18 protein-coding genes are annotated in these 22,677 nt (G+C 72.8%); 16 read left to right on the forward strand and 2 right to left on the reverse strand.

The window, feature by feature from the left end; all coding sequences use genetic code 11:
- The first annotated feature begins 45 nt into the window (after positions 1–45).
- The 4 genes from QDS12_RS01985 (at position 46) to QDS12_RS02000 (ending at position 4,556) form a co-directional block, all read left to right on the forward strand.
- Entirely contained in the window at positions 46–1,296 is a 1,251-nt protein-coding gene (locus QDS12_RS01985; protein ID WP_279876530.1) for a homogentisate 1,2-dioxygenase domain-containing protein, read from the forward strand.
- Positions 1,293–2,120 carry a hypothetical protein gene (locus QDS12_RS01990; protein ID WP_279876531.1) on the forward strand — a complete coding sequence of 276 codons (828 nt, stop codon included), beginning with the start codon at positions 1,293–1,295 and terminating at the stop codon, positions 2,118–2,120. The genes QDS12_RS01985 and QDS12_RS01990 overlap by 4 nt, the downstream gene beginning before the upstream one ends.
- On the forward strand, positions 2,117–3,295 hold the full coding sequence (gene fahA, locus QDS12_RS01995) for a fumarylacetoacetase (protein WP_279876532.1): 1,179 nt from the start codon (positions 2,117–2,119) through the stop codon (positions 3,293–3,295). The genes QDS12_RS01990 and fahA overlap by 4 nt, the downstream gene beginning before the upstream one ends.
- Before the next feature lie 262 nt (positions 3,296–3,557).
- Positions 3,558–4,556 carry an NAD-dependent epimerase/dehydratase family protein gene (locus QDS12_RS02000; protein WP_279876533.1) on the forward strand — a complete coding sequence of 333 codons (999 nt, stop codon included), beginning with the start codon at positions 3,558–3,560 and terminating at the stop codon, positions 4,554–4,556.
- Here QDS12_RS02000 and QDS12_RS02005 read toward each other — a convergent pair.
- Positions 4,549–6,018, reverse strand: coding sequence for an amidohydrolase family protein (locus QDS12_RS02005; RefSeq protein ID WP_279876534.1), 1,470 nt, complete (start codon positions 6,016–6,018; stop codon positions 4,549–4,551). The two genes, QDS12_RS02000 and QDS12_RS02005, sit on opposite strands and share 8 nt — an antisense overlap.
- A gap of 119 nt (positions 6,019–6,137) precedes the next feature.
- On the opposite strand from QDS12_RS02005, the gene QDS12_RS02010 reads away from it, so the two are divergent.
- From QDS12_RS02010 to QDS12_RS02055, 10 genes are all read left to right on the forward strand, one after another.
- Complete coding sequence (locus QDS12_RS02010) at positions 6,138–7,538, forward strand: serine hydrolase (RefSeq protein ID WP_279876535.1); 1,401 nt, start codon at positions 6,138–6,140, stop codon at positions 7,536–7,538.
- A gap of 38 nt (positions 7,539–7,576) precedes the next feature.
- A complete protein-coding gene (locus tag QDS12_RS02015) occupies positions 7,577–9,175 on the forward strand; it encodes an ABC transporter substrate-binding protein (RefSeq protein WP_279876537.1) in 1,599 nt (532 codons plus the stop codon).
- 8 nt (positions 9,176–9,183) lie between these two features.
- Complete coding sequence (locus QDS12_RS02020) at positions 9,184–10,179, forward strand: ABC transporter permease (RefSeq protein ID WP_279876538.1); 996 nt, start codon at positions 9,184–9,186, stop codon at positions 10,177–10,179.
- On the forward strand, positions 10,179–12,080 hold the full coding sequence (locus QDS12_RS02025; RefSeq protein WP_279876539.1) for a dipeptide/oligopeptide/nickel ABC transporter permease/ATP-binding protein: 1,902 nt from the start codon (positions 10,179–10,181) through the stop codon (positions 12,078–12,080). The genes QDS12_RS02020 and QDS12_RS02025 overlap by 1 nt, the downstream gene beginning before the upstream one ends.
- Entirely contained in the window at positions 12,077–12,829 is a 753-nt protein-coding gene (locus tag QDS12_RS02030) for an ATP-binding cassette domain-containing protein (protein ID WP_279876540.1), read from the forward strand. Before QDS12_RS02025 ends, QDS12_RS02030 begins: the two co-directional genes overlap by 4 nt.
- Positions 12,826–14,232 (forward strand): serine hydrolase, encoded by a 1,407-nt coding sequence (locus QDS12_RS02035; RefSeq protein WP_279876541.1) that lies wholly within the window; start codon positions 12,826–12,828, stop codon positions 14,230–14,232. The genes QDS12_RS02030 and QDS12_RS02035 overlap by 4 nt, the downstream gene beginning before the upstream one ends.
- On the forward strand, positions 14,229–15,371 hold the full coding sequence (locus tag QDS12_RS02040; protein ID WP_279876543.1) for a M20 family metallopeptidase: 1,143 nt from the start codon (positions 14,229–14,231) through the stop codon (positions 15,369–15,371). The genes QDS12_RS02035 and QDS12_RS02040 overlap by 4 nt, the downstream gene beginning before the upstream one ends.
- Complete coding sequence (locus QDS12_RS02045; protein ID WP_279876544.1) at positions 15,368–16,177, forward strand: GNAT family N-acetyltransferase; 810 nt, start codon at positions 15,368–15,370, stop codon at positions 16,175–16,177. The genes QDS12_RS02040 and QDS12_RS02045 overlap by 4 nt, the downstream gene beginning before the upstream one ends.
- Positions 16,174–17,298 carry an o-succinylbenzoate synthase gene (gene menC / locus QDS12_RS02050; RefSeq protein WP_279876545.1) on the forward strand — a complete coding sequence of 375 codons (1,125 nt, stop codon included), beginning with the start codon at positions 16,174–16,176 and terminating at the stop codon, positions 17,296–17,298. Before QDS12_RS02045 ends, menC begins: the two co-directional genes overlap by 4 nt.
- 94 nt (positions 17,299–17,392) lie before the next feature.
- Positions 17,393–19,027, forward strand: coding sequence for a helix-turn-helix domain-containing protein (locus tag QDS12_RS02055; RefSeq protein ID WP_279876546.1), 1,635 nt, complete (start codon positions 17,393–17,395; stop codon positions 19,025–19,027).
- Here the strand turns inward: QDS12_RS02055 and QDS12_RS02060 are convergent.
- Positions 19,024–19,866 (reverse strand): helix-turn-helix transcriptional regulator, encoded by an 843-nt coding sequence (locus tag QDS12_RS02060; RefSeq protein ID WP_279876547.1) that lies wholly within the window; start codon positions 19,864–19,866, stop codon positions 19,024–19,026. The two genes, QDS12_RS02055 and QDS12_RS02060, sit on opposite strands and share 4 nt — an antisense overlap.
- 101 nt (positions 19,867–19,967) lie before the next feature.
- On the opposite strand from QDS12_RS02060, the gene QDS12_RS02065 reads away from it, so the two are divergent.
- Both QDS12_RS02065 and QDS12_RS02070 read left to right on the forward strand, forming a co-directional pair.
- Complete coding sequence (locus QDS12_RS02065; protein ID WP_279876548.1) at positions 19,968–20,978, forward strand: aldo/keto reductase; 1,011 nt, start codon at positions 19,968–19,970, stop codon at positions 20,976–20,978.
- 151 nt (positions 20,979–21,129) lie between these two features.
- A complete protein-coding gene (locus QDS12_RS02070) occupies positions 21,130–22,671 on the forward strand; it encodes a Re/Si-specific NAD(P)(+) transhydrogenase subunit alpha (RefSeq protein ID WP_279876549.1) in 1,542 nt (513 codons plus the stop codon).
- The last annotated feature ends 6 nt before the right edge of the window (positions 22,672–22,677 follow it).

The raw sequence follows: 22,677 nt of genomic DNA on the forward strand, positions 1-22,677 counted from the left end.
GCTCGACCAGCGATCCGACGGCTCGACCAGCGAACAGGAAGAGCGATGGCCTACTACCGGTCGGCGGGGGACGTCCCGCCCAAGCGCCACACCCAGCACCGCTCGCCCGACGGGCGGCTCTACTTCGAGGAGCTGATGGGCGAGGAGGGCTTCTCGTCCGACTCGGCACTGCTCTACCACGTCAACGTTCCGTCGGCGATCGTCGAGTACCGCACCTGGGAGCTGCCCGACCAGGCTCTCGTGCCGAACCACCCGCTGACGCCGCGGCACCTCTCGACGCACAAGCTGTTCGAGGAGGGCGCGAGCGGCGTGGACGGGGTGACCGGCCGGCGGCTGCTGCTGGGCAACGCCGACGTCCGGATCTCCTACGTCGTGGCCGACGTGGCCTCGCCCTACTACCGCAACGCCATCGGTGACGAGTGCCTCTACATCGAGGCCGGGTCGGCGGTGGTGGAGACGGTCTTCGGCGACCTGCCGGTGGGCGAGGGCGACTACGCGATCGTCCCGCGTGCGACGACGTACCGGATCGTGCCGGACGGCAGCGTGCGCATCTACGCCATCGAGGCCAACTCCCACATCGCGCCGGCCCGGCGCTACCTGTCGAAGTACGGCCAGTTCCTCGAGCACGCCCCGTTCTGCGAGCGCGACCTGCGCCCGCCGAGCGCGCCACGGGTCGTCGAGGGCTCGGACGTCGAGGTGCTCATCAAGCACCGCAGGCCGGGCCCGGGCGGGCTGGCCGGCACCGTCCACACGCTCCCGCACCACCCGTTCGACGTCGTCGGGTGGGACGGCTGCCTCTACCCGTACGCCTTCAACGTCCGTGACTTCATGCCGATCACCGGCAAGGTGCACCAGCCGCCGCCGGCGCACCAGGTCTTCGAGGGCAACAACTTCGTGATCTGCAACTTCGTGCCCCGCAAGGTGGACTACCACCCGCTGTCGATCCCGGTGCCCTACTACCACTCGAACGTCGACTCCGACGAGGTGATGTTCTACTGCGGCGGCGACTACGAGGCCCGCAAGGGCTCGGGGATCGGGCAGGGGTCGATCAGCCTGCACCCCGGCGGCTACCCGCACGGACCCCAGCCCGGCGCCTACGAGCGTTCGATCGGCGCCGAGTTCTTCGACGAGCTGGCGGTCATGGTCGACACGTTCCGCCCGCTCGAGCTGGGGGAGGCGGCGCAGGCCTCCGACGACGGCGTCTACGCCTACTCGTGGGCCCGCGGCGACCGCGGAGCCCTTCGAGACGCCTCGTCCCTCGGCTCTTCAGGGACCGATGGGGCGACCGACGGATGAACGTCTTCCGGGGACTGCTCGACGATGCAGCGATCTTCCCGCCGGGCGACCTGCCGCTCGACCAGGCGGTGCCCGCCCACCTGTCGCACCGTCAGGCCGGGTACGGCGAGCTGGTCGGTCCGTTCGTGGTCGGCGCGGCCGCCCTCGACGAGCTGGCGCGCGTCGTCGACGTGCTGCGGCCCGGTTGCTTCGAGGTGTCCCTCGTCGCGCCCGTCCCGGCGCTCGGCGAGGCGCTGGACCGGGCCGCCGCGATCCCGGCGGTCCGGGTCGTCGCCGTCGAGGTGGCGTTGCCCGAGGACATGTCGGCGGGCGAGGCGGTCGACGTCGTCGGGCACCACACGGACAGCCCCGGGGTCTTCGTCGAGCTGCCGCGCGACCAGCGCCGGGGCCAGCTGCTCGCCGCACTGGCCGAGGTGGGCTTCGCGGCCAAGCTGCGCACCGGCGGGATGAGCGCCGACGCTCACCCGTCGGAGAAGGAGCTGGCGTCGGTGGTCGTCGCAACGGTTCGGGCGGGCGTCCCGTTCAAGGCCACGGCCGGGCTGCACCACGCCGTGCGCAACACCGACCGCGCCACCGGTTTCGAGCAGCACGGGTTCCTCAACCTGCTCGTCGCGACGGCGGCGGCCCGTCGGGGCGCCCAGCCGGCGGAGGTGGCCCGGCTGCTCGCCGAGCGCGATCCGGCGCGGGTGGTGGCCGGCGTACGGCACGTCGACGCGTCGGTGCGCCGGTGGTTCCGGTCGTTCGGGACCTGCAGCATCATCGAGCCCGTCGGGGAGCTCGCCGAGCTCGGGCTCCTCGCCGAGCCGGCCGGGGCGCCCGCGTGACGCGCCTGTCCGTGCCCGAGGACGACCTCTTCGGGCTGACCAACCTGCCCTACGGCGTCTACTCGGTGCCGGGCCGGTCACCGCGGGTGGGGACGCGGTTCGGTGACTTCGTCGTCGACCTGTGCCTGCTCCTGGACGACCCGACGTTCGCGGCGCCGTCGCTCAACCCGTTCATGGCTCAGGGGCGCGGGCGGTGGGACGACGTGCGATCGCGGCTGCGGTCGGCGCTGTCGGGCGACGTACCCGACGAGGCGGTGCACGCGGTCTCCGACGTGACCCTGCACCTGCCGTTCGAGGTCGCCGACTACGTCGACTTCTACGCCTCCGAGCACCACGCCTCGAACCTCGGCCGACTGTTCCGGCCGGACAGCCCCGAGCCGCTGATGCCGAACTGGAAGCACCTGCCGGTCGGCTACCACGGCCGCTCCGCGTCCGTCGTCGTGTCCGGCACCGACATCGTGCGACCGTCCGGCCAGCGGCTGCCCGCCGGGGCGACCGCTCCGGTGTTCGGGCCGTCGACGCGGCTCGACATCGAGGCGGAGGTCGGCTTCATCGTCGGCCGCGGCAACCCGATGGGGAGCCCCATCCCGGCGTCGTCGGCCGACGACCATCTCTTCGGCGTCGTGCTCTTCAACGACTGGTCGGCGCGCGACATCCAGGCGTGGGAGTACGTCCCACTGGGTCCGAACCTCGGCAAGTCCTTCGCATCGACGGTGTCGCCGTGGGTCGTCCCGCTGGCGGCGCTGGACGCCGCCCGCGTGCCGGTACCGCCACAGGCGCCGAGCGTGCTGCCCTACCTCGAGATGTCACCGCCGTGGGGGCTCGACATCTCGCTGGAGGTCGAGTGGAACGGCGAGGTCGTCTCGCGGCCGCCGTACGCCGCCATGTACTGGTCGCCCGCCCAGATGCTCGCCCACCTCACCGTCAACGGCGCCCCGACGCGTACCGGCGACCTGTTCGCCTCCGGGACCGTGTCGGGCCCGTCGCGCCACGAGCGCGGTGCGTTCATCGAGCTGACCTGGGGCGGGTCGGAGCCGGTCACCGTCGCGGGTCGATCGCGGACGTTCCTCGAGGACGGGGACGAGGTCGTCCTCCGCGCCACCGCCCCCGGGGTCGGTGGGACGCGGATCGGGTTCGGGGAGGCGCGGGGGCGGATCCTGCCCGCTGTCCACTGAGCGGGGAGTGGTCAACCCCCCGGGGCGGGGTGGACGGTTGATGCTGGGTGGGCGCAGCGGCGATCGGAATGGGCGGACCGCGGGAGACGACGCAGGTCTCGATACGCCCTCGCCTAGCGGCTCGGGCTACTCGACCAGCGGAGGGCTGCGGTTCGCTGGTCGAGTAGCCGTCGCGAGGGACGAGCGACGGCGTATCGAGACCTTCCTCTGCCGTCGGCAGAAGTCGCTGGCCAGCAGCGGCCGTCGAATGCTGAGGTGAGCCATGCGCATCCTCGTCCTCGGCGGCACCGTCTTCCTCAGCCATGAGATCGCCGCGCAGGCGGTCGCCCGCGGGCACGACGTCGTCTGCGCCGCCCGCGGCAGCAGCGGACACGCGCCCGACGGCGCGCGGATGGTCCCGTGGGACCGGAGCGAGGAGCCGCCGGGCGAGCTCACCGCCCTGGAGCCCGATGCCGTCGTCGACGTCGCCCGGCTGCCGTCGTACGTGCGCCGCGCGGTCCACGCGTTCCCGGACGCGCACTGGTCGTTCGTGTCGACCTGCAACGTCTACGCCGACGAGGGGACGGCCGGCGGGACCGCGCGGTCGGCGCTCAAGGAGCCGATCGACGAGGACCTCGACCCCGCGTCCTCGCCCGAGGCCTACGGCCGGATGAAGGTCGCCTGCGAGCGGCTCGTGCAGCGGGGGGCGAGGCGGGCGTTCATCGTCAGGCCGGGCCTGATCGTCGGGCCGCACGACACGTCGGGCCGGTTCGCCTACTGGCCGTCCCACGCCGCGGCCGCCGCCGCTGACGGGGGTCCGCTGCTCGTCCCGGGCGAGCCCGACGACCCGGTGCAGGCGATCGACGTACGCGACCTCGCGGCGTGGATCCTGGACGCCGCGGAGGCCGGCTGGACCGGTGCGTACGACGGCAACGCCGCGCCGATCACGCGGGAGGCGTTCCTCGCGGCGCTCGCAGAGGGCGTCGGTGCCGACCTCGACACCCGCTGGGTGCCGACGAAGCGACTGGTCGAGGCAGGTGTGCGCGAGTGGAGCGGGCCCGGCTCGCTCCCGCTGTGGATCGGCGAGCCGGGCTACGAGGGCTTCATGGCCCGCGATGTCGGCGCCTCGCTGACCGCGGGGCTGGCCCCGCGGCCGCTCGCCGAGACCGTCCGCGACACGCTGGACTGGCTCCGCGACGAGCCGGAGGCGCCGGTCACCGGCATGAGCCGCGCCGAGGAGCTCGCGCTGCTCGACCGGGTCGCCGCGGACGAGGTCAGCTGAGCGACGCCCGGATCGGGCGACCCGGGAACGCCTCCGGGTCCAGGGCTCCGTCGCGCACCACGAACGTGCCGTCGACCAGCAGGTGGCGTACGCCGACCGAGGGCCGCGTCGGGTCGACGTACGTCGCGCTGTCGCTGATCGTTCGCGGGTCGAGCACGACCAGGTCGGCGTCCGAGCCGGCGCCGACCCAGCCCTTCCCGCGGGCCGACGGCGCGAAGCCGGCGACCACCTGCGCGGGCAGGTAGGAGCAGCGGCGGAAAGCCTCCGCCCACGACCAGGCACCGGTCTCGAGGACCATCCGCCGCAGGGAGCGGGCGAAGGTGCCGGCGGTGCGCGGATGGGTCTGACCGCCCGGCGGCAGCGGCCACTCGCGGCTGTCGGTCGACCCGTCCGACCACTCGACGTGCATCGCGTCGCTCGCGACGATCGAGTCAGGGAAGGAGAGCGAGCGCTGCAGCAGGGCGGCGTCCTCGGGGTCCTCCTCGTCGAGGAACGCGACGACGCAGACGGCACCCGGGTCGGCCGCCCGGAGCTCCGCCAACCGCGCGACCGACGCGATCCGCTCGCCGGTCGCGACCATCGTGAGCGACGACGGCGTCAGTCCCCACGCGGCCAGCCGTTCGGGGGCGAGGAAGAACGCGCCGATCGCGGTGCTGCCGGCGCCGTAGGGGTAGGCCTCGACCGTGACCCGGGAGCCGTTGGACCGGGCGGTGTCGAGCAGGCCGAGCACGCGGTCGACGTGGCGGCGCGAGGTGCTGTTGACGTGGCAGTGGTGCATGGCGGCACCGGTCTCGGCGGCGGCGCGGGTGATCTCGAGCGACCCGTCGATCGGCGTCGTGGGGTCAGCCTCGACGATCTCGCGCACGTGCGTGAACGTCGCCGTGCCGGTGCGTGCCGCCAGCCTCGCCACGTCGAGGAACTCGTCCGGGTCCGAGCGCGGCGCGTAGCCCATGAGGACACCGATGCCGAGGGCGCCGGCCTCCAGCTCGGCCTCGAGCAGGCGCAGCCAGGCGGCCCGCTCGCTCGGGGAGGAGGTCCGCTGCCAGGCCGGGTCGCCCAGCATGACCAGCGAGGCCTGCAGGTCGGCGTCAGGGGTGACGCCGAGATGGACCGCCGCCCGGGCGTCTCCCCACGAGGCCGAGAAGCCGTAGTGGAGCGGGCGCCCGTCGGCCGCGGCCCGGGCGTACGCCTTCTCGACGGGCATCAGCCCGGCCTCGAGGTCGAGGGTCGCCGTCACGCCGTCCAGCGCCTGCAGGCGCTGACCCGCGATGGAGTGCACGTGGCTGTGCAGGTCGACGAAGCCGGGCCCCACCACGAGCCCCGACACGTCGACCTCGGTCGCCCCGGGGTGGGCGAGCGAGGGGCCGACGGCCACGACCCGTCCGCCCTCCACCGCCACGTCGCCAACCTGCTCTGTCCCGGAGCGCGGGTCGACCACGCGTCCGCCGCGGAGAATCAGCACCCCGCTATCCAACACTGCGCGCCATCGACCCCTCACTGGACGTTTGGACAACTCGAGGCGCCGTGGCCTGTTCGATCCGACGAATACAGGCCACGCGCGGCGGACCTACGGTGGCCGCCATGTCAACAGTGCCCGAGAGCGCGGACGCGGCCGCCCGCTGGTTGGACGACAACTTCGCGCGCCTCGTCGCGGAGCACGACGTACCCGGCGCCACCGTCGCCGTGCTCGCCGAGGGTCGCGTCGCCACCGCCGTCGGCGGCGTCACCAGCCTCGCCACCGGAGTCGACGTCGACACCGACACCGTCTTCCAGATCGGGTCCATCACCAAGATCTGGACGACCACACTGGTCATGCAGCTCGTCGACGACGGCCTGCTCGACCTCGACCAGCCGCTGCTCGACTACCTGCCCGAGCTCGTCATCGGCGACATGGAGGCGGCCAAGGCGCTCACCACCCGCCGCCTGCTCACCCACACGGCCGGGTTCGAGGGCGACATCTTCACCGACACCGGTCGCGGTGACGACGCGATCGAGAAGTACGTCGCGACGCTCGCCGACCTGCCCCAGCTCTTCGCCCCGGGCGAGACGTTCTCCTACAACAACACCGCGTTCGTCGTCCTCGGCCGGCTCGTCGAGGTCCTCCGTGGCAAGCCGTACGATGAGGTGCTGCTCGAGCGGATCGCCCGGCCGCTCGGCCTGGAGCGCGTGAGCCCCAGCCCCTACGAGGCGATCCTCCACCGCGCCGCGACGGGCCACGTCGGCGGTGAGGGTGAGGCGGTGTCCCCCGCGCCGACCTGGGCGCTCGCCCGCTCCAACGCGCCGGCGGGCTCGATGCTCGCGATGACGCCGACCGACCTCGTCGGCTTCGTCCGGATGCACCTCGACGGTGGCGCGGCGCCCGATGGCACCCAGGTGCTCAGCGCGGAGTCGGTGCGCGCGATGCAGACCCGCCAGGTGGACCTGCCGCGGCTCTCCGGGATGGGCGACGCCTGGGGCCTGGGCTGGGAGCTGTTCGACACCCCGCAGGGCACCGTGGTCGCCCACGACGGTGGCACGATCGGCCAGGCCGCGTTCCTCCGGGTCGTGCCCGAGGCCGGGGTCGCGATCGCGATGCTCACCAACGGCGGCGACTTCTTCGGGCTCTTCAACGACGTGGTCGCCCGGCTGCTGACCGACCTGACGGGCGTCGTGCTCCCGGCCCGGCCGACCCCGCCCGCCGAGCCCGGGCTCCCGGGCTCGGTCGACGTCAGCCGCTACCTCGGCCACTACGCCGACACGATCTACGACATCACGGTCAGCCAGGACGCCGACGGCAAGGTCTGGCTCGACCGGGTGCCCAAGGACATCATCGCGGAGATCGGCGAGAAGCCGATGCGCTTCGAGCTGGTCCACCTCTCCGGCGACTCCCTCATCTCGGTCGAGTCCTTCCACGGCATCCACGTCGTCTTCGCGTTCATCGGCGACGTCGCCGGGAAGGCCAAGTACGTCCACTACGGCCGCGTCGTCTCGCGCGTCGAGTGAGCACCACCCCCCACCACCCCGAAGAAAGAGGAACGCCCATGAGGCCGGTCCGCTCGAGTGCCCTCCTGGCCCTCTCCCTCTCCGTGGCCGCCGTCGGCCTCGCCGCCTGTGGCGGCGGGTCCGACGACAACAGCGCCGGCGGCGGCAGCAAGTACGTCGACGGCAAGACGTTCACCCTCGCCGTCGCGACCGACCCCGGCGCGCTCGACCCACAGGGCTCGGCGGTCAGCGCCGCCCTGCAGCTCGGCCGGTTCGCCTACGACACCCTCGTCGCGGTGAACGCCAAGGGCGAGGTCCAGCCGCAGCTGGCCTCGAAGTGGACGGTGAACGGCACCACCGTGACGTTCGACGTCGCCGACGGCGTGACCTGCGCTGACGGCTCCGCCTTCGACGCCCAGACCGTCGTCGACAACATCAGCTGGGTCGAGGACCCGGCCAACAAGAGCCCGCTCCTCGGTGTCTACGCGCCCGCCGGCGCGACCGCCACCGCCGCCGGCTCCACCGTCACCGTCAAGCTCGCATCGCCGGCCCCGTTCGTCCTCAACGGCTTCGCGAACCTGCCCATGGTCTGCGAGTCCGGCCTCAAGGACCGCGCGTCGCTCAAGGACAAGACCGCCGGCACCGGCCCCTACACGCTGAAGGAGGCCGTCCCGGGCGATCACTACACCTACGCGGTCCGCAAGGACTACGCGTGGGGCCCGGGCGGCGCCAAGACGTCCGAGAAGGGCACGCCCGCGACGATCGAGGTCAAGATCGTCGCCAACGAGACCACCGCCGCCAACGAGCTGACCAGCGGCCAGATCAACGCCGCCTCGATCCTCGGCCCCGACGCGGCCCGCCTCACCTCCGCGAACGTCCCGGCGGAAGACACCCAGCTCGTCGTCGGCGAGCAGTGGGCCAACCACGCCGACGGTCACCCGACCAGCGACCCCGCCGTCCGTACGGCGCTCATCCAGGCGCTCGACCTGGCCCAGCTGCAGAAGGTGCTCACCTCCGGCACGGGCGCCGCGGCGACCGGGCTCGCGATCCTCGCGCCGGCCTCGTGCCCCGGCGACTCGGTCAAGGGCAACGTCCCCGGCACCGACGCCTCGGCCGCGGCGTCCTCGCTCGAGGGGGCCGGCTGGGCGAAGGGCTCCGACGGTGTCTACGCGAAGGACGGGAAGAAGCTCACCGTCACCTTCCTCTACGACAGCGTCCTCGGCAGCGGCGGCTCCGCGGCCGCCGAGCTGGCCACCAAGGCGTGGAAGGACCTCGGCGTCGACGTCAAGGCGAAGGGCGAGTCGACCACCGACCTGCAGCCGGTCCTCTTCGGCTCGGGGAACTGGGACGTCGCGTGGGAGCCGATCAACGTGAGCAGCCCCGACCAGCTCGTGCCGTTCTTCTCCGGCCCCGGTGTCAAGGACGGCGGCACGAACTTCGCCGGCATCGACAACGCCGACTACTCCGCCAGTGTGAAGACCGCGATGGGCAAGAACGGTGCGGACGGCTGCGGTGACTGGCACGCCGCCGAGGGAGCGCTCTTCAAGTCGGCCGACGTGGTGCCCTTCGCCAACAACGTCATGAAGACGTTCCACAAGGGCGCCGACTTCGACATCACCGGCTGGATCGAGCCGACCAGCATCCGGATGCTGGGCTGATCCGTCCGATGGCAGCTCTGACACCAGCAGTCGTCCCGACCCGCGCAGCCTGGCTGCGGAACCGGTGGGTGCGCTTCGCCGTACGCCGGACGGGGCGGCTGCTGGTGTCGCTGTGGGTCCTGGTGACCGCCTCGTTCCTGATGATCCACTTCGTCCCGGGCGACCCGGTGCGGGCCGCCCTCGGGCTGACCGCACCGGCCGACCTGGTCGCCGCGAAGCGCGAGGCCCTCGGCCTCAACGACCCGCTCCTCACCCAGTACGTCCACTACCTCGGCAACCTGCTGCACGGCGACCTCGGCGAGTCGATCCAGAGCCAGCTCCCCGTCGCGGAGACGATCGGCCAGCGGCTCCCCGCGACCGCCTCGCTGGCGTTCCTCGCGTTCGGGGTGGCGATCGCGATCGCCGTCCCGGTCGGCGTCGCGGTCGCCGTGGCCACCCGCCGCGGTCGCCGCCGGCGTACGGAGCTCGCCTTCGCCGGGACGAGCGTCGTGCTCGGGGCCATCCCCGACTTCCTCCTCGGCGTCGCGCTCGTCGCCGTCTTCGCCGTCAACCTCGGCTGGTTCCCCGTCGCGGGCCGCGACGGTGCCTCGTCCTACGTGCTCCCGGTCCTCGCGCTGGCGATCGGCCCGGCGGCCGTGCTCGCGCGCATCGTCCGGGTCGAGATGCTCACCGTGCTCGAGACCGACTACATCCGCACCGCCCGCGCCAAGCGGCTGCCGGCGCTGCGGATCCACCTGCGCCACGCGCTGCCCAACGCCGTCACCGCGACGTTGACCCTCGGGGGCATGCTGCTCGCCTCGATGGTCGCCGGCACCGTCCTCGTCGAGAACGTCTTCGCCTGGCCCGGTCTCGGCAGCACCATCGTGCAGTCGATCGTGAGCAAGGACTACCCGCTCGTCCAGGGCACCGTCCTCGTCTACGGCGTCATCGTGCTCATCGTCAACAACCTCGTCGACGTCGCGCTGGCCGTCCTCGACCCCCGCTCGACGATCGGCGACCTGTGATGACGAACCGCTGGTCCCGTGTCCTCAAGACCCCCGTCGGCATCGCTGGTGTCGGCCTCCTGACGCTCGTTCTCCTGCTCGCCGTCTTCGCCCCGATCCTGTGGGGCGACAAGGCGAACGCCGTCGACACCGACAACCTGCTCGCGGGCCCGTCGGCCGACCACTGGCTCGGCACCGACAACCTCGGCCGCGACCTGTTCTACCGCGTGCTCGTCGCGACCCGGCTGTCGGTGTCGCTCGCCCTGCTGGCGACGGCGCTGGGCACCGTCGTCGGCGTGCTGCTCGGCACGGCGCCGCTGCTGCTGGGCCGCCGGGCCGGGCGGCTGGTCACGGCGCTGGTCAACCTGCTCGTCGCCTTCCCCGGACTGCTGCTCGTGCTGTTCTTCGCCGTCGTGTTCGGCGTCGGCGCCAAGGGCGCGGTGCTGGCCATCGGCCTCGCCGGCGCGCCCGCGTTCGCGCGGCTGTGCCAGACCCTCGTCGCCGGGGTCGCCGAGCTGGAGTACGTCGCCGCCGCCCGCATCGCCGGGGTCGGCCGGTTCCGCATCCTCCTGCGGCACGTCCTGCCCAACGTCGCCGAGCCGCTCGTCGTCAACGTGACGATCAGCGCGGGCGGGGTCCTGCTCAGCTTCGCCGGGCTGTCGTTCCTCGGGCTCGGCGTGCAGCCGCCGTCGTACGACTGGGGCCGGCTGATGCAGGACGGCCTGGCCGGCATCTACACGCACCCGCTCGCCGCGCTCGCGCCGGGGATCATGGTCATCGTCGCCGGGCTGGCGTTCAACCTCACCGGCGAGGCGGTCGCCGGAGCCTTCGGCATGTCGGCCGTCACCCGCTTCGGGCAGGCGCTGCAGGTCGACACGGGCGAGACGCCGGCCAGCGACCTCAGGCACGACGCCGACGCCGACCGTGACCTCGTGCTCGACGTGCGCGACCTCCGGGTCTCCTTCCCGGGGGCGGCCGGCCCGGTCCACCCGGTCCGCGGCGTGTCCTTCGGCGTGGCCGCCGGCGAGGCCGTCGGCGTCGTCGGTGAGTCCGGTTCGGGCAAGTCGCTGACCGCGCTCTCGATCGCGCGGCTCGTCGAGGAGCCCGGCCTGGTCGACGCCCGGCACCTGACGTTCTGCGGCACCGACCTGCTGGCCGAGAGCGACACCGACCAGCTGCTCGGCACCTCGCTCGCCGTCGTCTTCCAGGACCCGATGACCTCCTTCAACCCGGCCATGCGGATCGGCGCCCAGCTCGCCGAGGTCGGCCGCCACCACCAGGGACTGGACCGCAAGGAGGCGTCCGACCGGGCGGTCGACCGGCTGCGCGCCGTACGGGTGCGGGAGCCCGAGCGCCGGGCCCGGCAGTACCCCTTCGAGTTCTCCGGCGGCATGCGCCAGCGGGCCATGATCGGCATGGGCCTGATGGGCAGCCCCCGGCTCATCATCGCCGACGAGCCGACCACCGCCCTCGACGTGACCGTGCAGAGCCAGGTGCTGGCGCTGCTCCAGGACGTCCGGCGCGAGGAAGGCGCGGCGCTCCTCCTCATCAGCCACGACGTCTCCGTCGTCTCCGACGTCTGCGACCGCGTCCTGGTGATGTACGCCGGCCGGATCGTCGAGGACCTCCCGACCGCCGACCTGCACACCCGGGCGCAGCACCCCTACACCCGCGCGCTGGTCGCCGCCGTGCCCGACATGGCCACCGCTCTCGACGCGCCGCTCGCGACGATCCCCGGCCATCCGGTGGACCCCGCGCAGATGCCCGTCGGATGCGCGTACGCCGCCCGCTGTCCGCTCGCCACCGCCGTCTGCCGCGAGCAGGACCCGGCGCTGGTGGCCGACACGAGCGGCCGCCGGGTCGCCTGCTGGCACGCCGGTGAGCCCATCGAGATGGTCACGGCAGAGGAGGCCACGGCATGAGCGAGCTGGTCTTCGACCACGTGACGGTCCGCTACGGCACGAGCACGGTGCTCGACGAGGTCAGCCTGACGGTGCCCGACGGCGAGGTCGTCGGCCTCGTCGGCGAGTCCGGCTCCGGCAAGTCGACGCTCGCGAAGGCGGCGGTCGGCCTGACCCCGGTCCAGGGCGGCCGGATCCTGCTCGACGGCGAGCCGATCCGGCAGCGCGGCCGACGACGCCCGGTGAGCATGGTTTTCCAGGACCCGTTCTCCTCGCTGGATCCCCGTATGACGATCGGGGAGAGCATCGCGGAGGCGATCCCCGAGCGGCTCTCGCGTGCCGACCGCCGCGCCGAGATCGTGCGGCTGCTCGAGCTGGTCCACCTCGACGCCGGCCGCGTGACGCAGCTGCCCGGCCAGCTCTCGGGCGGCCAGCGGCAGCGGGTCGCGCTCGCCCGGGCGCTCGCCGGCCGGCCGCGGCTGGTCATCGCCGACGAGATCACCTCCGCGCTCGACGTCTCCGTCCAGGGCGCGGTCCTCAACCTGGTCAGGGAGATGCAGCGCGAGCTCGGCCTCTCGCTGCTCTTCATCTCGCACAACCTGGCGGTGGTCCGCTACGTCGCCAGCCAGGTCGCCGTCCTCGAGGGCGGCCGGATCGTCGAGCACGGCCCCACGGCCGACGTACTCGAACGCCCCCAGCACGCCTACACCCGCCAGCTCCTGGCGGCCATCCCCGGCAGCAACCACACTCAGACGAAGGAGAACCGATGACCACCGCGACGAATTCTGGGATCGACACTGCCCACTGGGAGGCGCGCTTCGCCGAGCTGGTGAAGAAGCACGGCATCCCGGGCGCCCAGCTCGGCATCCTCCGCCTCGGCACCGACGGCGCCGAGGACGAGCTCTTCACGACCGCGACGGGCGTCCTGCACGCCGGCACCGGCCAGCCGGCCACCCCCGACTCCGTCTTCCAGATCGGCTCGGTCTCCAAGGTGTGGACCGCGACGGTCGTCATGCAGCTGGTCGACGAGGGCAAGTTCGCCCTCGACACCCCGGTCACCGAGATCATCCCCGAGCTGTCGCTGCGCGACCCCGACGTCACCAAGAGCGTCACTGTCTGGCACCTGCTCACCCACACCAGCGGCATCGACGGCGACGTCTTCACCGACACCGGCCGCGGCGACGACGCGCTCGAGAAGTACGTCGCCCAGCTCGGCGAGGCGGCCCAGAACCACCCGCTCGGCGCCACCTGGTCCTACTGCAACTCCGGCTTCTCGCTGCTCGGCCGGATCATCGAGGTCACCACCGGTCAGACGTGGGACCAGGCGCTGAAGGAGCGGCTCTTCACCCCGCTCGGCCTGACCCACACGACCACCCTCCCCGAGGAGGCGATGGTCTTCGGTCACGCGATGGGCCACCTCCAGGGCGGCGACGACCCGCAGATCGCCCCGGTCTGGGGCCTGCCGCGCTCGGTCGGCCCGGCCGGACTCATCACCTCCCGTCCCGAGGACGTCCTCGCGTTCGCCCGCATGCACCTGACCGGTGGTCTCGCCAAGGACGGCACCCGCGTCCTGTCGGAGGCCAGCGTCGCCGCGATGGCCGACTACCAGACCGAGTGCCCGGAGAAGATCCTGCTCGGCGACTCGTGGGGCCTGGGCTGGTTCCGCTGCGACTGGAACGGCCACCGCGCGATCGGCCACGACGGCAACACGATCGGCCAGGCCGCCTTCCTGCGCCTGCTGCCCGAGGCCGGCATCGCCGTCTCGGTCAACACGAACCTCGGCAGCGCGATCCCGCTCTACCAGGAGCTCTACGAGGAGATCTTCTCCGCCCTGGCCGGCGTCCACCTGCCGACGCCGTTCGAGCTGCCGAGCGAGCCCGTCGAGGTCGACCCGACGCCGTACCTCGGCAGCTATGCCCGCGAGTCGGTGCTCGAGGAGGTCTACGTCGAGGACGGCAAGACCTGGATGCGCACCACGGTCTCCGGGCCGGTCGCCGAGGCGTCGGGCGAGTCCGAGCCCGAGGTCCACGAGCTGATCCCGGTCGGCGACGCCCTCTTCGCGGTCAAGCCCGACAAGAGCGCCGCCTACTACCCCGTCCGCTTCTACTCGCTGCCGACCGGCGAGGAGTACATCCACTTCGGCGCCCGCGCCACCCCGAAGAAGACTGCATGATGACACTCTCCGCTCCTGCGCTCGACGCGCTCCTCGCAGACCTGCGGGAGCTCGTCGAGTGCGAGTCGCCGTCGAGCGACCTGGCCGCCGTCGAGCGGTCGGCCGACCTCGTCGCGCGGCTCGGTAGCGATCGGCTCGGCGTCGCGCCGGAGCGGCTCGTCATCGAGGGCGTCCACCACCTGCGCTGGCGGTTCGGCGAGCCGTCGACGCCGGCGGCGCCCACGGGGGTGCTGGTGCTCGCCCATCACGACACGGTCTGGCCGCTCGGCACGCTCGCCCGGCAGCCGTTCACGATCGAGGACGGCGTGCTGCGCGGCCCCGGCTGCTTCGACATGCTCGCGGGGCTGGTCATGGCCCTGCACGCGATCGCTGACCTGAGCGACCGGGAGGGCGTCACCCTGCTCGTGACCGGTGACGAGGAGCTCGGTTCGGGCAGCTCGCGCGGGCTCATCGAGGAGGAGGCACGTCGCGCCTCGGCCGTCCTGGTGCTCGAGGCCTCGGCCGACGGCGGGGCGATCAAGACGGCCCGGAAGGGGACGTCCCTCTACGAGGTCGACGCCGTCGGCCGCGCGGCCCACGCCGGGCTGGAGCCGGAGAAGGGGATCAACGCGACCCTCGAGCTGGCGCACCAGGTGCTGGCCGTCGCGGCCCTCGCCGACCCGGCGGCCGGCACGTCGGTGACACCGACCGCGGCCACCTCCGGGGTCACCATCAACACGGTCCCGGCGTGGTCGCGGTTCGCGGTCGACGTACGGGCGTGGAGCATGGCGGAGCAGGAGCGCGTCGACGCCGCGCTCCGCGCGCTGCGGCCGACCCTCCCGGGTGCCGAGGTGCGGATCAGCGGCGGGATCAACCGGCCGCCGCTGGAGGACTCGGCGTCCCTGCCGCTCTACGAGCGCGCCCAGGCGGTCGCGGCCCGGCTCGAGCTGCCCCTCTTGACCCGCGCCGCCGTGGGCGGCGCCTCCGACGGCAACTTCACCGCCGGCGTCGGCACCCCCACCCTCGACGGCCTCGGTGCCGTCGGCGGCGGCGCCCATGCCGACGACGAGCACGTGCTCGTCGACCGGCTGGTCGACCGGACCGTGCTGCTGCACGGACTGCTGGAGGACCTGCTCGCCGATGGGGGAGGCGTGTCATGACGAGCGGCATGACCAGCGAGGCGTGGGCGTCGTACGACGCCGCGGCCGCCGCGTCGCGCGTCGTGGTCCGCGAGCTCGCCGAGCTGCACGAGATCCAGGAGGCCGCCGCCGTGCTCGGCCGGATCTGGGGCAAGCCGGACAACCCGCCCATGGGTGCCGAGCTGCTCCGGGCGCTGGGCAAGGCCGAGAGCTACGTCGCCGCCGCCTACGACGGCACCGGCCCGGACGCCGCCATGGTCGGCGTCTGCGTCGGGTTCCACTCGACCCCGGCCGCCCGTGCGATGCACAGCCACATCGCGGGCGTGACCACGGCGGTCGCCGGCCGCCACGTGGGGTTCGCGCTCAAGCTGCACCAGCGGGCGTGGTGCCTGGACCGGGGCATCGAGCTGATGGAGTGGACCTACGACCCGCTCGTCGCCCGCAACGCCTACTTCAACCTCGCCAAGCTCGGGGCCCGGGTCGCCGAGTACCTCCCGGACTTCTACGGCTCCATGGACGACGACATCAACCGCGACGACGAGACCGACCGGATCATGGTCCACTGGTCGCTCGCGTCGGCCGAGGTGGTCGCCGCCTGCGCCGGCGCCCCGGTGCGCCCGGTCGTGCCGACCGGGGCCGCGGCGTCCTGGGTGCACGTGCCACGCGACATCGAGTCGCTGCGGCTCACCGATCCCGAGCAGGCCCGCGGCTGGCGCACCAAGGTGCGCGACCAGCTGCATCCCGCGCTAGCCGCCGGTGGCCGTGTCGCCGGCTTCGACAAGGAGCAGGGCTACCTCGTCCTGCCCCACGAAGGAGACCCGTCGTGAACGTGAAGCTCGAGGGCGTGGAGCTGCGCCGGATCGCGATGCCGCTGGTCTCGCCGTTCCGGACGTCCTTCGGCACCCAGACCGCCCGCGACATCCTGCTCCTGCGGGCCGTCACCGCCGACGGCGAGGGCTGGGGCGAGTGCGTCGCGATGTCCGACCCGCTCTACTCCTCCGAGTACGTCGACGCGACGGCCGACGTGCTGCGGCGCTTCCTGCTCCCGGCGCTGTCGGAGGCGTCCGACGAGCTGCTCCGCCACGGCGCGCACGCCGTGTCCTCGGTCCTGCACAAGTTCAAGGGCCACCGGATGGCCAAGGCGGCGCTGGAGATGGCGGTGCTCGACGCCGAGCTCCGCGCGGCCGACCGGTCGTGGGCGCGCGAGCTCGGGGCCGTCCACTCGCGGGTGCCGTCAGGGGTGTCGGTCGGCATCTTCGACAGCCTCCCGCGGCTGCTCGACGTGGTCGCCGGCTACCTCGACGCGGGGTACGTCCGGATCAAGCTGAAGATCGAGCCCGGCTGGGACGTCGAGCCGGTGCGCGCGGTCCGCGAGCGCTTCGGGGACGACCTGCTCCTGCAGGTCGACGCCAACACGGCGTACACGCTCCGGGACGCCCGCCACCTCGCCAAGCTCGACGCCTTCGACCTGCTGCTCATCGAGCAGCCGCTCGAGGAGGAGGACGTGCTCGGTCACGCCGAGCTGTCGCGGCAGATCAAGACGCCGGTGTGCCTGGACGAGTCGATCGTCTCGGCCCAGACGGCGGCCGCCGCCATCTCGCTCGGCGCCTGCTCGATCATCAACATCAAGCCGGGCCGGGTCGGCGGCTACCTCGAGGCCGTGCGCATCCACGACCTCGCCGCCGCCCACGGCCTCGCCGTGTGGTGCGGCGGCATGGTCGAGACGGGCCTCGGCCGAGCCGCGAACGCCGCCCTCGGCGCGCTGCCCGGCTTCACGCTCCCGGGCGACATCTCCGCCTCCGACCGCTTCTACCGGACCGACATCACGGCCCCGCTGACGATCACCGACGGCTACATGGACGTCCCCACCGGGCCGGGCCTCGGCGTGACGCCGATCCCGGAGATCCTCGACGCGGTCACCACCTCCCAGGAGTGGATCGCCCTCTGACCGCGCACCTGACCTTCCGAACGATCCCCCGGTGTGTCGCTGTTCGGAAGGTCAGGTGCGCGCACGCACGGCGCACCTGAAATATCCTGAACCCGTGAACCAGCGACCCCGCGCGAGCCTGGGACGGGTGCTCGACGACCTGGGCGACTCTCTGCTCGAGCTGGTCGTCGGCGACCCGGCGCACGAGGGGGAGATCGGCGGCATCGTCATCCACGACCCGGACGACGAGCCGGTGCAGCCGCCGGCGGCGCTGGTGCTCGGCGTGGGGATCCGGGGCAAGGAGCTGCCCGAGCTGGTGCGGGACGTCGGCAAGCGAGGTGCGGTGGGGCTGATCGTCCGCGCGCCGGTCGCGGTCACGCCGGAGCTCGACGCGGCCGTGGCCGAGTCAGGGCTCGCCCTGCTCGGCCTGCGCCGCGGTGCGACGTGGGCCCAGCTGACCGCGCTGTTGCGCTCGCTGCTCGCCGAGGGCGACATCGGGCCGGCGGAGGCGGAGTCGATCGGCGGGCTCCCGTCGGGTGACCTGTTCGCGGTGGCCAACGCGGTCGGGGCGCTGCTCGACGCACCCGTGACGATCGAGGACCGCAGCTCGCGGGTGCTCGCGTTCTCCGGCCGCCAGGACGAGGCCGACCCGTCCCGCGTCGAGACGATCATCGGCCGCCAAGTGCCGGAGAAGTACGCCAAGATGCTCACCGACCTGGGCGTCTTCCGTGAGCTCTACCGCGAGTACCGGCCGGTCGTCGTCAACCCTGCCGACCTCGGCGCCGACTCGATCAGCATGCAGCGCGTCGCGATAGCGGTGCGCGCCGGGGACGAGGTGCTCGGTTCGATCTGGGCGGCCATGGACGGCGACGTGACGCCCGAGCGCACCGCAGCTCTCCAGGACGCCGCCAAGCTGGTCGCCCTCCACATGCTCCGGGTCAGGGCCGGGGCCGACGTGCAGCGCCGGCTGCGCACGGACCTGGTCAGCACTGCCCTCGAGGGCGGCGCCGGCGCGCGCGACGCGCTGAGCCGCCTCGGGCTGGCCGGCAAGCAGGTCGTCGTACTGGCCGTGGCGCTGCGGGCCGAGCACCCCGTCGGCGAGCAGGCGGCCGGCGACACCAGCGACCTCGAGCGGGTGGCCGACGCCCTGGGTGTGCACCTGTCCGCCTCGGTGCCGTCGTCGGCCGTCGCGGTCATCGGAGGCATCGCGTTCGCGCTGCTGCCGGTCTCGTCGGGCGCGCACGGCAGCGACCCCGAGGAGCGCGTCGCGCGGCTGGCCGAGGAGTTCTGCGAGCGGCTCGGCACCCGCCTCCCGGTGGTCGTCGGCATCGGCGGCACCGCGGCCGACGTCAGCGGCGTCACCGAGTCGCGGGCCACCGCCACGCGGGTGCTGCGCGTGCTGCGGGAAGGCTACGCCAGCCGTCGCGTCGCCCGGCTCCCCGACGTGCACACGCAGTCGCTCCTGCTCGAGCTGCGCGACCTCGCGGCCGCTCGCGGTGAGCGGCCGGTCGGCCCGATCGCCCGCCTCCTGGAGTACGACGAGCGCAACGACTCGGGGCTCGCCGACACGCTCGAGGCCTGGCTGGACGCGCTCGGCGACGTCAGGGCCGCCGCGGCGGCGCTCTTCATCCACCCGAACACGCTGCGCTACCGCCTGCGCCGCCTCGAGGAGGTCAGCGGGCTCGACCTCGCCGATCCGGAGCAGCGCTTCTCAGCGATGCTGCAGCTGCGGATCCTCGCCCCGCGCTAGGGAGTCGGCACGAAGTCCTGCGTGCCGATCACGCGGAGGAGCTCGAGCTTCTCGGCAGCATCGGTCCCCTCGGCGGGGAAGTAGGCGATGAACTGGATGTCGGCGTCCTCGGTGAGCAGCACCTCGCACCGCACCTCGATCGGACCGACCTCGGGGTGCTCGAACGTCTTGCGGTCGATACGGCGTACGGCCACCTCGTGCCGCTCCCACAGCTCGCGGAACTCAGCGCTCCGCTCCAACAGGTCGTGGACGAGCGAGGCGACGTCGGCGTCGCCGGAGCGGCGCGCGTACGTCGCCCGGAGGTCGCTCACGTGCGAGGCACTGAGCCGCGCGGACTGTGCCTCCGGGAACGGCTGCGACTCGGGCTGCGTGAAGCGGAGCCAGATCACGTTGCTGGCCCGGCCCTGCCCTTCGAGCAGGTGTGGCGTCAGTGCGCGGCCGAGCGGGTTGCGCCAGACGATCTCGCCGATGTCGGTGCAGATGATCACGGGAACGTCGACGAGGCGGTCGGCGAGGCTGATCAGGCCGGGTCGGACGTGCCGGCCGGCGCGCCGCGGCGGCGGCGTCAGCCCGGCCAGGTGGAAGAGGTGGTCGCGCTGGTCGAGATCGCACTGCAACGCCCGCGCCACCGCGGAGACCACCGACGCCGACGGCGCCGAGCCGCGGGCCTGCTCGAGTCGCGTGTAGTAGTCGACCGACATCCCGGCGAGCTGGGCGACCTCCTCTCGCCGCAGCCCCGGCGTGCGCCGGCGCAGGCCGGGCGGGAGGCCGACGTCTGCCGGTCGGAGCAGCTCGCGCCGCCGGCGCAGGAAGTCGGCGAGATCTCGGCGATCGGTCACGCTCCCATCCTCCGCCCGCCGACGTCGGCTATCCAGGGAGAGGCGGTCCCTGGATGAGCCGGTCCTGCCGCGCGCCGGCCGGGCGCGGCAGCGTGGTTGCCATGACGAACTCAACCACGAACTCAACCACCGACCTCATGCTCCGCCGGCTCGGAACGACCGGCCCCACCGTCACGTCACCGGGCCTCGGCGGCCTGACCCTCGCCGGGGCGTACGGCCCCGTGGACGACGACGCGGGAGCCGACGTCGTCCACGCCTACCTCGACGCCGGCGGCACGCTCCTCGACACCGCCGACTTCTACGGCGCCGGCCGCAACGAGATGCTGATCGGCCGCGTCCTCCGAGAGCGGCGTCGTGACGAGGTGGTGCTGTCGGTGAAATTCGGCGCGCTCGTGACGCCCACCGGGATGCCGTCCGCGTTCGACGGTCGCCCCGAGGCGGTCAAGTCCTCCCTGACCTACTCGCTGCAGCGCCTGGGCACCGACCACGTGGACATCTACCGCCCCGCGCGCCTCGATCCGCAGGTGCCGATCGAGGAGACGGTCGGCGCCGTCCAGGAGATGGCCGAGAGCGGCTACGTCCGCCACATCGGGCTCAGCGAGGTCGGCGCCGAGACCATCCGACGGGCGGCGGCCGTGGCTCCGATCAGCGACCTGCAGATCGAGTACTCCCTGCTCACCCGCGGGATCGAGAGAAACGGGATCCTGGACGCCTGCCGCGAGCTCGGCATCGGCATCACCGCCTACGGCGTGCTCGGCCGTGGTCTCATCGGCGGCAACGCCACCGGCGGGAGCCGGGCGAACCACCCGCGCTTCCAGGCGGAGAACCTCGAGCACAACCGGGCGCTGGTGGCACGGCTGCAGGACATCGCGGATGCCAAGGGCGCCACCCTCGCGCAGGTCGCGATCGCGTGGGTGGCAGCCCAGGGCGAGGACATCGTGCCCATCGTCGGGTCGCGTACGCCGGCCCAGGTCGAGTCGATGATCGGCAGCACCGCGGTCACGCTGGACGACGCCGACCTGACGAGGATCGACGAGCTCGTGCCCGCCGGGTCGGCGCACGGCGACCGGTACCCGACCCGGTTCATGCACCAGCTCGACAGCGAGCGGTGAGACGGGGCGGCGCCATCGTGTGAGGCCCGTCTCTTTGGATCGATCCGATCCGTTCCTGCGACGAGACGGCCCTTCCCGCCTGGGTACTTCGCTGGCATGGTGCCTTCCACCCGCTCACCGGAAGCACCCATCGACGAAGGAGCCCTGGTAGATGCGCATCGGAGTGACCCGCGAGACCCGCCCCGGGGAGACCCGCGTCGCCGCGACGCCTGCGACGGTCAAGCAGCTGATCGGCCTCGGCTACGACGTGCTCGTCGAGCGCGGCGCCGGCGAGCTGTCCAGCTTCGCCGACCAGGCGTACGCCGACGCCGGAGCGACCCTCGGGTCGACCGCCGAGGCGTGGGGTGCCGAGGTGGTCTTCCGCGTCAACGCCCCGTCCGAGGGCGAGATCGGCCAGCTGCGCGCCGGCGCCGTCTTCGTCAGCCTGCTCGCCCCCGCGCTCAACGAGGACCTGGTCGACCGCCTCGCCGCCGCCGGCGTGACCGCGCTGGCGATGGACGCGGTGCCGCGGATCAGCCGGGCCCAGTCGCTCGACGTCCTGTCGTCGATGGCGAACATCGCCGGCTACCGCGCCGTCATCGAGGCGGCCCACGAGTTCGGCCGCTTCTTCACCGGCCAGGTCACCGCCGCCGGCAAGGTCCCGCCCGCGAAGGTGCTGGTCGCCGGCGCCGGTGTCGCCGGCTTGGCGGCGATCGGCGCGGCGAGCAGTCTCGGCGCCGTCGTACGCGCCACGGACCCGCGGCCTGAGGTGGCCGACCAGGTGAAGTCGCTGGGCGGGGAGTACCTCGAGGTCGTCGTCGACGAGGTGCAGGAGCAGTCCGGCACCGGCTACGCGACGGCGACGAGCGAGGCCTACAACGCGCGTGCCGCGGAGATCTACTCCGAGCAGGCGGCCGACGTCGACATCATCGTCACCACCGCGCTGATCCCGGGCCGCCCGGCACCCCGGCTCGTCACCGCCGCCGACGTGGCCGCGATGAAGCCCGGCAGCGTCGTCGTCGACATGGCCGCGGCCCAGGGCGGCAACGTCGAGGGCAGCGTCGCCGACCAGAAGATCGTCACCGACAACGGCGTCACGATCATCGGCTACACCGACCTGGCCGGCCGGCTGCCCACCCAGGCGAGCCAGCTCTACGGCACCAACCTGGTCAACCTGATGAAGCTGCTGACCCCCGGCAAGGACGGGAAGGTCATCATCGACCTCGACGACGTCGTGCAGCGTGGCATCACCGTGGCCCGCGACGGCGAGAAGCTGTGGCCACCGCCGCCGGTCCAGGTCTCGGCGGCCCCCTCACCTTCGCCGGTCGGGGAGCGAGCCCCGGCGAGCCTCGAACCCAAGAAGAAGATGTCGCCGGCCGTGAAGCTCGGCCTCGCGGCAATCGGCCTCGTGGCCCTCTTCCTCGTCAACGCGACGGCGCCGGCGCCCATCCCGCAGCACTTCACCGTCCTCGTCCTCGCCATCGTCGTCGGCTACTACGTCATCGGGAACGTCCACCACGCGCTGCACACCCCGCTGATGAGCGTCACCAACGCGATCTCCGGGATCATCGTGGTCGGCGCCTTCCTGCAGCTGGCCATCGACGACACCGCCATCCGCGTGCTCGCGTTCGTCGCGACGCTGCTCGCCTCCATCAACGTCTTCGGCGGCTTCGCCGTGACCCGACGCATGCTCGGCATGTTCCAGAAGGGCTGATGCGCC

The sequence above is a fragment of the Nocardioides sp. CER19 genome, from assembly GCF_029846275.1.
Taxonomy (GTDB): Bacteria; Actinomycetota; Actinomycetes; order Propionibacteriales; family Nocardioidaceae; genus Nocardioides.